The 12199-nt window shown below is 62.5% G+C and carries 12 protein-coding genes; 2 read left to right on the forward strand and 10 right to left on the reverse strand.

Annotated elements, in window-relative coordinates:
* Positions 1–39 precede the first annotated feature (39 nt).
* Together BT122_RS08190 and BT122_RS08195 are read right to left on the reverse strand one after the other, a co-directional pair.
* Entirely contained in the window at positions 40–522 is a 483-nt protein-coding gene (locus BT122_RS08190; protein WP_072355465.1) for a PTS sugar transporter subunit IIB, read from the reverse strand.
* 81 nt (positions 523–603) lie between these two features.
* Positions 604–1470 carry a hypothetical protein gene (locus BT122_RS08195; RefSeq protein WP_059053936.1) on the reverse strand — a complete coding sequence of 289 codons (867 nt, stop codon included), beginning with the start codon at positions 1468–1470 and terminating at the stop codon, positions 604–606.
* A gap of 388 nt (positions 1471–1858) precedes the next feature.
* On the opposite strand from BT122_RS08195, the gene BT122_RS08200 reads away from it, so the two are divergent.
* The gene (locus BT122_RS08200; protein ID WP_059053933.1) at positions 1859–2620 is read left to right on the forward strand and encodes an HAD family hydrolase; all 762 of its coding nucleotides are present in this window, start codon (positions 1859–1861) and stop codon (positions 2618–2620) included.
* A 57-nt stretch (positions 2621–2677) separates the two neighbouring features.
* Positions 2678–3985: an L-cysteine desulfidase family protein gene (locus tag BT122_RS08205; protein WP_059053931.1), complete on the forward strand. Its 1308-nt coding sequence runs from the start codon at positions 2678–2680 to the stop codon at positions 3983–3985.
* Between the two features lie 23 nt (positions 3986–4008).
* Here the strand turns inward: BT122_RS08205 and BT122_RS08210 are convergent, their stop codons facing one another.
* The 8 genes from BT122_RS08210 to BT122_RS08245 form a co-directional block, all read right to left on the reverse strand.
* Positions 4009–4392 carry a heavy-metal-associated domain-containing protein gene (locus BT122_RS08210; RefSeq protein ID WP_072355466.1) on the reverse strand — a complete coding sequence of 128 codons (384 nt, stop codon included), beginning with the start codon at positions 4390–4392 and terminating at the stop codon, positions 4009–4011.
* A gap of 488 nt (positions 4393–4880) precedes the next feature.
* Positions 4881–5366 carry a ribonuclease HI gene (rnhA, locus tag BT122_RS08215; protein ID WP_059053927.1) on the reverse strand — a complete coding sequence of 162 codons (486 nt, stop codon included), beginning with the start codon at positions 5364–5366 and terminating at the stop codon, positions 4881–4883.
* Positions 5367–5393: 27 nt separating this feature from the next.
* Positions 5394–8126 (reverse strand): DNA polymerase I, encoded by a 2733-nt coding sequence (polA, locus tag BT122_RS08220; protein ID WP_072355467.1) that lies wholly within the window; start codon positions 8124–8126, stop codon positions 5394–5396.
* Positions 8127–8248: 122 nt separating this feature from the next.
* On the reverse strand, positions 8249–9421 hold the full coding sequence (locus BT122_RS08225) for a UxaA family hydrolase (protein WP_218161975.1): 1173 nt from the start codon (positions 9419–9421) through the stop codon (positions 8249–8251).
* Positions 9418–9729 carry a UxaA family hydrolase gene (locus tag BT122_RS08230; RefSeq protein ID WP_059053921.1) on the reverse strand — a complete coding sequence of 104 codons (312 nt, stop codon included), beginning with the start codon at positions 9727–9729 and terminating at the stop codon, positions 9418–9420. The genes BT122_RS08225 and BT122_RS08230 overlap by 4 nt, the downstream gene beginning before the upstream one ends.
* On the reverse strand, positions 9726–10382 hold the full coding sequence (locus tag BT122_RS08235) for a hypothetical protein (RefSeq protein ID WP_059053919.1): 657 nt from the start codon (positions 10380–10382) through the stop codon (positions 9726–9728). Before BT122_RS08235 ends, BT122_RS08230 begins: the two co-directional genes overlap by 4 nt.
* A gap of 14 nt (positions 10383–10396) precedes the next feature.
* Positions 10397–11116, reverse strand: coding sequence for an HAD family hydrolase (locus tag BT122_RS08240; RefSeq protein ID WP_059053917.1), 720 nt, complete (start codon positions 11114–11116; stop codon positions 10397–10399).
* Positions 11117–11209: 93 nt separating this feature from the next.
* Positions 11210–12199, reverse strand: a complete 990-nt coding sequence (locus tag BT122_RS08245) for a D-isomer specific 2-hydroxyacid dehydrogenase family protein (protein ID WP_072355468.1) — start codon at positions 12197–12199, stop codon at positions 11210–11212.

Below are 12199 nucleotides of genomic sequence, written 5' to 3' on the forward strand. Positions count from 1 at the left end.
GACGGGATCTTGCTCAGGCCCAAGGTCCGCGCACGGACCCTAGAACCTGTCCTTCACGTCGTCCCACTCGACGACGGGTTGGCTGGGAACCTGCTGGAAGAAGACGTGGGCGCCCTGGTCCACAACATCCTTCACGGCCTGCGCCTCGTCGGGCATGAGGTGCGAGGTGGGGGTCACCTCCGTGGTGCCCTTGCGCTTGGACATGGAGCCAACGTTGAGCTCCTTGGGAAGCCCGGGCACCTTCTCCAGCAGACGCTTGTACGTGATGGGAGACTTCATGAGCACGAGCGTGCGGACGTCATCGCCCATGGCCTTCTCGATGAGCGGGGCAGCCTCGTCCACCGTGTAGACGCCGGCCTTCATGTCGGCCGGGACGGCTGCCTTGAAGACCGAGCGCAGGATAGAGTTGCTCGCCGTGAGGTCGTCGACGACGATGATGCGCTCGATGTGGTTGCCCTTGACTACAACGGTCATGCACTGACCGTGGATAAGACGGTCATCACACCTAACGAGAACTACCATGCGTACCCCTTCCCTCCACGCGTCTTACGAACGCGCGCCATGCCGTGGGGTTACCACGGCCCAACAGCCGGCAGGGCCAGCTCATCCGACGCGCAGGAGCGAGCTTCTCACCTGTGCGGTCATGATGCGCGACATCTCCCGCGAGGTCTGGCTCACAACCACGACCCTAGGGAGCTCTCCGGAGGTGTTCCCCGCCTGGGCAACGTTGCCCAGATCGACGGGGACTCCGGCAAGGAGCGCCTCCTCGCCGGAGCCCATCATGAAGATGGCATCGACGGTGAAGAGGGAGGTAAGAATCGAGAGAATATCGACCAGGCGGTCGACGATTGCGCCCTCGAGCTCGCCGCTGTTGGCGAGTAGGCGGCTTATCTCGGCATATGAACCGTTGCGGAGGGGCAGGCGCTTACCACCTTGGGCTATTCCCACAAGGACCTCGGAGCCAAGGCTCACGAGCAGGTGGTTGGCGCTTGCCTCCTCTGACTCGTCGTGGAGGATCTTGTACTCGGCGCAGTCCTCTGCGCGCTGCTCGTACGCGGGGACGCCGAGACGACGCGAGAGCGCATCCGAAAGCCCGTGGACGGCGTCCCAGGACTCGTCACAGTGAAGGATGCCCACCGCACGCAGGGTCTTCTCGAACTCGCCGTCAGCGCACGAGAGATGCGCCTCGACCGCGCGAGGGAGGTCTGCCGGGGCGTAGTCTCCCCCGAGGGGGATGGGCTCGGCGCAGGGCTCGAGCGCCATGTCGTACTGGTAGAGCGTGGCTCCACGGTATGCGAGGCTCACGATGGCGATACGGCCATAGGAGGCGTTGATCGTTACGGGAATGCGACTCCTGCCCTCCGTGCGCACGCGGGTGGTGTCCTCGACGAGCACGCCCACCGTCATGAGATAGGCAATGTTGCGGGTGACGGTTGCGGGAGAAAGGCCGCTTACCTGGGCAATCTCCACACGTGAGAGAGGACCGTGATCGACGATGGCTCACATGATGCGGGCTCGGTTGGCGTCTGCGACGTACTCCGTACTGCCCGACATGTCTCCACCTCCAAAGTCGCGTCAGCGCATTGGAACATTTCCAAGAGCCCGTGGGCCGCTGTCGTGTACCTGTTATAGCCGCACTTATTATCTGCATGATAATAAATAGGATTCTGGGAGATGAACGAACAGTGGAACCGTCAGCGGTCAAATAGAAACGCAGGCGGGAAAAGCGCCACAAGGCTTAGGCCGATGGGGTTCTCGCGAGTAACCTTGCATCGTAAGCCGGGGTTCTGTAGGGTCACAAAGGGGTATTAGTGCTCACGGGAAGAGCCCGAAGCAGGCAAGACGGGGGGTTGATGGCATGATCAAGGCAGTTCTCTTCGACCTCGACGACACCCTGCTCGACATCAACTTCACCGCATTCATGACGCGTTACGTGGCGGGGCTCTCCGGGCTTCTCGGCGACATCTCGCGCACGCCGGCGCCGCTCATGGGCGTCCCCTTCACCAGGGGCTACCTTGCCATGGAGGACCGCGACCGTTCTGATGACCTCACCAACCACCAACTCTTTATCAATAAGGTCCATGCGCTCACCGGCATTCCCATGGATGATCCCGCAATTGCAGATGCCATTGACTGCTACGAGCGCGAGTTTGTGCCAGCCATGCGTGGAGGCATAGTTGCGGCGCGCCCCCAGCGCGGCGGGCGACAGGCAGTTGACGTGGTGCATGAGCTTGGCCTCACCTGCGCACTGGCGACAAACCCCGCCTTTTCGGAGGCTTGCGTCGAGGCGCGCATGGGCTGGGCAAACGTCTCGCCCGAGGACTTCGTACGTATCTCGAACTGGGACAACGCCTACAGGCTCAAGCCAAACGCCCGCTTCTACCAGGAGTTTGTGAACTCGCTGGGTCTCACGTGCGACGAGTGCCTTATGGTTGGCAATGACTCGCGTCGCGACTTCGCCCGCCCCGACTGCGGACTGCGCACCATCTACGTTGGCCATGCGTGGCCGCGCCGCGCCGTGTGGCACGGGCCCATGTCTCGTCTTGCCCGCGAGCTTCCCAACATCATCCGGAGGTTTGACGGCGAGGAGACCAACAAGCGTGACATGGCCTCGCTCTAGCGCTACCGTTTCCTCCAACCGCGCGCAGAGCCGCGCACGACAACGGCTGGAGGGCCCATGGATCGCAGCACCTACGACACCTATCTCGACATCCTAAGGCGTGAGCTTGTGTGCGCCCTTGGCTGCACAGAGCCCATCGCCGTAGCCTACGTGGCCGCCCTCTCGCGCGACGCGCTGGGCGCCATGCCGGAGCACCTCGAGGTCTCCTGCAGCGGCAACATCATCAAGAACGTAAAGAGCGTGACGGTGCCCAACTCGGGTGACCAGCGCGGCATTGAGGCCGCGGCTACGCTTGGTGCCGTCGGTGGTGACGCCACGCGAGCGCTCGAGGTGCTCGAGGGCGTGGGCGAGGAGGACCGCCAGCGCACACGCGAGCTTGTCTCGGCGGGATTCTGCTCGGTCTCTCTCGCCGAGGGCGTGCCCAATCTCTACGTTCGCGCGGTTGCCACGGGTCAAGGCCACACTGGCGTGGCCTGCGTCGCCGGCAGGCACACCAACGTGGTCGAGCTCTCGCGCGACGGGCAGACCGTCAGCGTCGACGGCGTTACGGCAAACGAGCAGGACACCTGCAGTAGCGACGGCGAGCCGGAGGAGCCGGGTCTCTCGTCCCTCTCGCTGGAGGGAATCTGGGAGTTTGTGCATGAGGTTGACGTCGAGGACATTCGCGAGATGGTCGAGCGCCAGGTGGAGCTCAACGGCGCCATTTCGGACGAGGGACTCTCGGGTGACTGGGGCGCGCGCATTGGGAAGACGCTCCTGCTCACACGGCCGGATGACATCTCGTGCCGCGCGCGGGCGGCCGCAGCGGCCGGCTCAGACGCGCGTATGAGCGGCTGCGCCATGCCCGTGGTCATCAACTGCGGGAGCGGCAACCAAGGCATCACCTGCTCGCTGCCAGTGGCGGAGTACGCCAAGTACCTGCGCGTTCCCCACGACGAGATGCTGCGAGCGGTGGCGCTCTCGGACCTCACGGCCATCCACGCCAAGCGCTTCATTGGCGAGCTCTCGGCGTTCTGCGGTGCCGTGACCGCGGCAACCGGCGCTGGAGCGGCCGTGTGCTACCTGCGCGGAGGTTCCTTTGGGCAGTACCAGGCAACCATCGCAAACACGCTGGCAAACGTGGGCGGCATCGTGTGCGACGGTGCCAAGCCCAGCTGTGCGGCAAAGATTGCGGCAGCGGTGGACGCGGCGATTCTCGGCTGCGACATGGCGCTGGCCAACGTGGACTTTAGGCCTGGCGAGGGGCTTATCGGCGAGACGGCCGAGGAGACCATCCGTTCGATGGGCTACGTGGGCCGCGTTGGCATGCACCCCACCGATGTCGAGATCTTGAACATCATGATTGGCAAGACCATCTGCTCATGAGACAAAGGGAAACTCCCTTTGTCTCATTCAACGCCCACCAGGCGATAGCCGGCCTCCTCGACTACCTTGCGGTATGCGTTCTCGTCGATGGGTGACTTCGAGCGAACATGCGCACGACCGCCCACAAGCGAGACCGTGGCCCAGGTGCCGTCGATGGAATCGAGTGCGCGGGTGACATTCTCAACGCAGTGCTCGCAGCTCATGCCCCCGATCTCGAGGTCGGCCTGGTAGGGGTAGTGGCTCTCGTCTTTGTCGTCAATCGTGCGCGCGCGGAACTGCTTGCCCGCGGACTTCTTGGCGCCGCTGCAGCAATCGCGCGTGCCCGTTGCCGTGCCGACAAAGCGGCGGATGGCAATGACGAGAATCGCGACGACGGCGAGGATAAGAATGATGTCGATTGGCTTCACGGGGTGCCTCCTCCTGGCGCAGAACGTTGCTTCTGGGCGTACGTCTGCGCAACCATTAGTTAACCAAGGGCAACTATATCACTGAGAAGGGCGTAGGCACTCCCCCGCCGGTTCATTTACTCCCATCGTTGCGGAGTTTAGCTCCTTTTCTTAAACGTCATCCGCATTTGCGCAGGTCACAGTAAACGGTTTTAAGAAAAGGAGCTGGAGTCCGATGGAGGCGCTGGGGCGACTGCGCCGGCAATGTGCCTATGGCGGCAAAGTAGCGCTGGAGGCTAGCTTTTTTACGCCGTAGCTGCGATAACCGGCCTTCCGGCGAGGAATTGGCGCCTAAGCCGAAATCTCGTACGCACTTGCTGCTAAAACCGGCCTTCCGGCGGCAAAATGCCGCCGGAACAGGGTTTTTTAGACGAAATGTCCGCTAAAACCGGTCCCCCAGCGTCACGCGAGTCACGCCCCGTCGCCATACAGGCCGCCCAGCCTCGCGCCTACACGTCAGCGTCCGAGAAGCCCTCGTCATCCACGAGCGCATCCCCGTCTGCCGCCGTTGTGGCAAGCTCGTCGCACCGCTCGTTGAGGTCGTGGCCCGCATGGCCCTTCACCCACACAAAGCTCACGTCGTGCGGAGCCATGGCCGCAAGCAGGCGGTTCCACAGGTCGACGTTCTTCACCGGCTGCTTCTGCGAGGTCTTCCAGCCGCGACGAATCCAGCCGTCAATCCAGTGGTCGTTGAAGGCCTTCACCACGTACTGGGAGTCGGAGTGCAGCTCGACGCTGCACGGCCTGGTGAGCGCCTCCAGCGCGGCAATAGCGCCCATGAGCTCCATGCGGTTGTTCGTCGTGCGCTGATACCCCTGAGAGAGCTCGCGCTTGTGCGTCTGACCTGCAGGATCGGTATAGAGGAGCACCGCCCCAAAGCCGCCCGGACCGGGGTTTCCCCGGGAGGAGCCGTCGGAGTACGCCACTACGCGCATGCGTTGTCCTTGCGCCACGCTGCCCCCTTATTTCGCGTCTGCCCACGTGGCACCGGAGGAGACCTCGGCAATGAGCGGCACCTTGAGCTGCGCCACGCCCTCCATGGTCTCCTTTACCAGCGTGGATGCCGCATCAATCTCGTCAACGGGCACCTCGAGGTCCAGCTCGTCGTGGATCTGCAGCACAAGCTTCGACTTGAGGCCCTCCTCGGCCAGGCGCTTCTCGACGCGAACCATGGCAATCTTGATGATGTCTGCCGCCGTGCCCTGCATGGGGTGGTTCATCGCCGTGCGCTCGCCAAAGGCCACCAGCTGCTTGTTCCTCTGCTGGAACTCGCGGATGTGCCGCTTGCGGCCATACATGGTGATGGCGTAGCCGTGCTCGTGCGCAAAGGCGACGGACTGGTCGAGGTAGGCGCGAACGCCGGGATATGCCTCGAAGTAGCGGTCGATCATCTGCTGCGCCTCGGCGCGCGGAATCTTGAGCGAGGTGGCAAGGCCGTACGCCTGCTGCCCGTAGACAATGCCAAAGTTAACGGCCTTGGCGCGGCTGCGCAGCTGAGGCGTGACCTCCTCGACGGGAACGCCAAAGACGCGCGCAGCGGTTGCGGCGTGGAAGTCTGCACCCTCGTTGAACGCCGCAATCAGGTGCTCGTCACCGGAGAGGTGCGCAAGCAGCCTCAGCTCGATCTGCGAGTAGTCGCAGGCGAGAAACACGGAGCCCTCGGGTACCGTGAAGGCAGTGCGCACGCGATGCCCCAGCTCAGAGCGGGTGGGGATGTTCTGCAGGTTAGGATCGGAGCTCGACAGGCGCCCCGTAGCGGCCACTGTCTGGTTGAACGTGGTGTGAATGCGGTGGTCCCCCCTGATGAGCGCCGGCAGCGCGTCGAGGTAGGTCGACTTGATCTTGGCGCGCTCGCGGTACTCCAGTACCTTGGCGACCAGCTCGTCGGTCTGGGAGAGGTCGGCGAGGACCTTGGCGTTGGTCGAGTAGAAGCCCCGCTTGGTGCGCTTCATGCCAAACGTGGGCAGCTTGCGCACGTCGAAGAGGATGTGCGAGAGCTGCTGCGGGGAGTCGATGTTGAAGTCCTCCCCCGCCATGGCGTGGATGTCCGAGACCATCTGGTCTATCTCGGCTCCCAGCTCGGCGGACTGGCGGGCGAGAATCGCAGGGTCAACGGAGAGGCCCACGCGCTCCATCTGCGCAAGTACCGGCAAGAGTGGCATCTCAATCTTGTACATGACATCCGCGGACCCATCGTCGATAAGACGCTGCGCGAGCACCGGCACCAGCAGGCGCGAGGCAACTGCCTCGACGGCAGCAGCGGAGGCAGCGTCCTCCTCCGGGAGTGCGGACGAGAGGAACTGCTCAGCCAGACCACGCACCTCGAAGGACGAGCGGTCTGATTCCAGCAGGTAGGCAGCCACACCCACGTCGAAGATGCGCTCCGGTGACACGCTTCCGGCAGTCATGGTCTCGGGAAGCGACGAGTCGACCGGCGAAAGGCGATGGAAGAGTGCCTTGACGTCGCCTGCCGCCACGTGCCCCTCGGCAAAGGCAAGCTTGAGCGCCGCATCCGCCGCGTCGCCGGCAAAGCGCAGAAGCACGTCGTCGGCAACGGAAACCCAAAGCGTGTAGCCCTGAGAGAACAGCGTTCCCGCTGACGGGTCCTCCTCGACGGCACAGCCAATCCAGCCCCCGGCCCTGACGGCGTCCTTGAGCGCAGAAGCAGCGGCGTCGCCCTCGAGCGGCTTGGGCACCGTTACGGTTGCAGGAGCGGGTTCGCTGGCCTTAGGGACATCGACAGACTTCGCAGCCACAACGCGTCCAGAGTCCCCGCCAAGGCGAGCAAGCCTGCCTGTAAGCCCCGTGAACCCAAGCGCCGAGAAGGCCTTGGTGACCTCTGCCGGGTCGAAGGTGGGGAACTTTGCGTCGGAAAGCTCGATGTCGATGGGGGCGTCAGTGCGGATGGTCGCAATCTCGCGAGAGAGCAGGGCATCGTCGATGTGTGCTCTGAGGTTCTCGCCCATCTTGCCCTTGACCTCGTCCGCATGGGCAATGACCTCGTCGAGGTTGCCGTACTGGACGATGAGGGCAGCCGCCTTCTTGGGGCCGATGCCCGGCACGCCCGGGATGTTGTCCGACGTGTCGCCCTTGAGGCCGTAGAAGTCCGGCACCAGCTCGGGCGTGATGCCGTGATAGAGGTCGTCGACGCTCTCGGGCGTCATGATCTGGACCTCCGAGACACCCTTCTTGGTGGAGACGATCTTCACGTGCTCCGTGGCAAGCTGGTACATGTCGCGGTCGCCGGTGAAGAGCAGCATCTCGTAACCCGCAGCCTCCCCGCGGCGCGCGAGGGTGCCCAGGATGTCGTCGCCCTCCCAGCCCTCGAGCTCGCAGACAGGCACGTCGAGCGTGCGCAGCAGGTCCTTCACCATGGGGAACTGCTCGTGGAGCGCCTCGTCCATGGGCGGGCGCTGTGCCTTGTACTGCGGGAGCTTCTCCATGCGCACCTTTGGCTTGCCCTTGTCGAAGGCGCAGATGATGCCGTCGGGATGGAACGTCTCGACCATCTTGATAAACATGTTGAAGAACCCAAAGAGGGCGTTTGTCGAGCGTCCGTCCGGTGCCGTCATGGGCTGCATGATGGCGTGGTACGCGCGGTGCATGAGCGAGTTGCCGTCGATGACGGCTATGGTTCGGCGCGCGGCGTCCGTCTTGGCAGCCGTGGCCGTGGTTGTCTCCTCGGTTTCTGACATGAGCCTGTCCCCTCTCGTGTTGACCCATTCATTCTACCGGGGAGCCGGACGGAATTGTCCGCGGCGGGCGGATGTGCGAGAGGTGCCCACAGCCGCCCGCCTTGCAAATGGCAGACAGCAGCTTACGAGAAGGAGCAGGTGCCCCAAAGCTCCATGTTGTGATATAGGGAGAAGTCGTCGAAGCCAAGCCGCTCGGAAACCGTCTGCTCACCAGAGCAAACCCTGTCAAGCAGCCCCAGCAGGCGCTTCCCCTCCTCTCGGATGCTCCTGCCCTGCGTAATCACGCCCGAAGCGTCGAAGTCTATGTTCTCCCCCATGGACTTGAAGGTTTCGTCGTTGCCGGTCACCTTGATCACCGGGGCCAATGCGCAACCCGTAGGCGTTCCCCTGCCAGACGAGAATATGACCACCTGGGCCCCGCCGGCGACCATGCCCGAGACTGACTCGATGTCATATCCGGGCGTATCCATGATGACGAGGCCAGCACGGTCTGGGCGTGCACCGTATTCGATGACCTGTTGAATCATCGACGTCCCGCCCTTGCTAATGCCGCCGAGCGCCTTCTCTTCGAGCGTGCTGAGGCCTCCTCGCATGTTCCCGGGAGACGGGTTTGCGCCACGAACGTCGACCCCAGATTCAACAAGGTCGTGCTCGAGGGTCCCCACGAGACGAAGAATGTCATCGCGCACCTTGGGGGTGGCCGCACGGCGAGCAAGGATGTGCTCGGTTCCGATAAGCTCGGTGGTCTCCCCCAGAAGCACCGTTCCGCCCGCGCCAACCACGGCGTCACTCACATAACCGATGGTTGGGTTGGCGGCGATGCCGCTCGTGGCGTCCGAGCCCCCGCAGTTGGTCCCAAGGACCAGGTCCCCCAGCCCCATCTCGGACGGAGTTACCTTCTCTGCGCGCTCCACCAGCTCTTTTACCAGCGTGCGACCCTTCTCTACCGCCGCGCTGGAACCGCCCTCCTCCTGGATCGTGATGTCATAGACCGGCTTGTCCGAGAGGCTCCTCATGCGTTGAGCCAGTTCGTGGGGACGCATGGTCTCGCACCCAAGGCCAACCACGACCGTTCCAAAGACGTTGGGGTTCTGCGAGAGGTTCACCAGGCAGCGCGACATCATCTCGGCGCTTTTCCCAAGCTGGCCGCAGCCCTTTGCGTTGCGAAGTGACACCGCACCAGGGATGCCCTTCGCTATGAGGTCGGCAACATGATTCGCGCAGCCGACGCTCGAGAGCACCAGCACATAGTTGCGGACGCCGTACCTGCCATCGGGTCGCACATAGCCCATCATTTGCCAACACCCACCTTTGCGCTCACGAGGTTGTGAACGTGCACGTAGTCGCCACGGGTTATTGCCGAGCTCGTAGTCCCAATGACCTCACCGTATTTAGTGAGGCGCTCGCCTGCCCCCAGGTCCCTGAGCGCCACCTTGTGGAAACGGGGAATATCGGCACGCGCTGCCACCGTGTCGACGACGGCACCGTCCGTATCCCTCACTTCTATCTGGTCGTCCTTCGACGCCGGTCCAAGAAGACAGGCAACGTCATCGTGCTCGTTCAGCCGGAGTGCGGGCACGCAGGAACTCGTGTCACCACTCATTGCCCGTCATCTCCAGACTTGCCTTCCTCCTCGGCAAGGCGCTTCTTCACTTCCTGCTCGCGACGGCGCTGCTGGCGCTCCAGGCGCTCCCGCCCCTTCTTGGAGTGGGTGGCAAGGCTGTCCTGGAACCCCGTGCACACAACGTCGGGATTGTAGCGGGCCGCAAGAACCGAGATGTCATCGAACGCCTGCTCCATGTGCTTGTGAGAGACCCACATGCCAGAGAGCTCGAGGAGGTAGTAGCCCTTGCCACCATTCTGCTCGGCCATCTGACGCTGCTCCGGGGTCAAATCGCCCATCTCGTCAATCGTCTTGAAGCCTACGACATCGAGCATGAGAGCCTCGTTGTTGGCTGCCTTGAGATCGATCCTCTCAACGTGGTCCCACGGGACAAAGACGACATCGTCCTTCTTCGTGTAGTCGGTCACGCCCTTCGAATCGGCCTTGAACAGGACGCGCGAGTGAGCGATCTCGACCACGTTGTGAATAAGACCAAGCAGCGCGACCACAGCGACGGCACAGCAGAGGCCAACAACAACCGGCCCATCGGCAACCGTTGCGCCCAAGCCGACGAACAACGCACCCAAAATCACATATGCCACCGATATTGAGACCAGCTTGCCCGTATCGGTACGAATGACCACGTCTTGCATGCCTTCCACCTCCGTTAAGAGTTTGCCTGTTTGATGATTGGAATGACCTCTTCAAGATCATGTGGTTTGAAATCTGCGAGCAGACCTGCGTCGTGCGGGTCGGGAAGGTCGACAAGAATGGGATAGCCACTGGTGAGAGTCCCATATTTGGTCACGTCATCATAGACGAACGCGCTGCGGAAGCCACCCCGGTGAGCTGCCTCGATACCCGCACGGGCGTCCTCGAGAACAAGCGCCTCGGACGGGTCGACGCCCAGCTTGGAAGCAGCGGTTAGGAATATCTCGGGGTCAGGCTTGCCGTGCGTGACCATATCGCCACTCACAATCACCGGGAAGGCATGAACAAGGTATTCCGTCGAGAGGAGCTCGAGGATCTTCTCCTTCTTGGTGGAGCTTGCCAGGGCATAGGGAATGTGCATCTCGTTGAGGTAGCAGAGAAGCTCGAGCAGGCCCGCCTTCTTGCCGGCCCGACCACGCTCGCGAAGGATGACGTCCTTTTGATGGTTGATATAGGAACGCCATCCAACGATGTCCTTGTCGTCACCGAACAGGCGCTTGAGTTCGGCGATAATCTCGGGCTCTGTGCGTCCGCCCAAATCCATGTGAAGCCGCTCGTTAACCTGGAAGCCAAACTTCCTTCCAGCACGGAGATATGCGTTGTATCCAATTGACTCGGTATCGAGCGTAAGCCCATCCATGTCGAACAGGACAGCGCGTATGCATCTCTGGGTCATATGACCTCCAGTCACAAAGCGGTGTCGCCCCGCACAAACATGCAGAGCGACACTGTGTAGCTCACCAACATGCATCCGGCAACGCTATAGATGCTAGCGCTTGACCGGCACGTTCTTTGCGTTGACAGGCTCCTCGCCCCTGACGTAGCGCTCGACGTCGCCAACGCACTTCTCGCCCATCTCGACAAGGCACTCCTGCGTGTATGCAGAGATGTGCGTGGTCACAAGTACCTTGGGGTGGTTGAAGTACGGGTCATCGGGCTTAGGCGGCTCGTCATGCATGACGTCGATGGCGAGACCGGCAACCGTTCCGTCATCGAGGGCCTTGAGCATGGCCTGCTGGTCGATGAGGTCCGCGCGGGCATTGTCGACCACGTAGACGCCCTTCTTCATCTTGGAGAACTGCTCCTCGCCAAGGATGTGGTAGGACGTGGGGTTGAGGTCGGCGTTCAGGGTAAGCACGTCGCAGTTGCTCACGACGGTATCCAGATCGGTGTACTCGACGCCCAGGACATCGGCCCAGTGCTCGAAGTGCTTGGGATCGCAGGCAAGAACGCGCATGTCAAAGCCGCGCTTGAGAATCTCGACGACCCTGCTTCCGATGTTGCCGCAGCCGATGATGCCAAGCGTCTTGCCAGAGAGCCCGTTGCCCAGGAAGCTGGCGCGCTCCGCCCAACGGCCCTCGTTCGCCGCCACGTGGGAGTCGCTCACGCGGCGCATGCAGTCCATGAGCGTCGCAACGGCGCCCTCTGCAACTGCGTCGCGCTCGACCTTCGGCGAGACGGTGGTCACGAGCGTGCCGCATGCGGCGGCCGCGTCGACGTCAACGTTGTTAAAGCCAATTCCATGCCTGCTCAAGAGAAGGAGGTCGCGCTTGTTGTCGAAGAACTCCTTGTCAAAGAAGGGGGTCACCGACGCGATGACGATGTTGTATCCCTCGAGCGCCTGGGCAAGCTCCTTGCCGTGGCAGTCGCCGGCGACACGAACGCGCTCTACCGGACCAATCTTCTCGAGACGCTTGATGTGCTCGGGAAAGTGCTGCCCAAACGAGGAGGAGTTGACGATAGCGATCCGATAATCCAT

Origin of the sequence: Olsenella sp. kh2p3 (assembly GCA_900119625.1) — a bacterium.
GTDB lineage: Bacteria > Actinomycetota > Coriobacteriia > Coriobacteriales > Atopobiaceae > Tractidigestivibacter.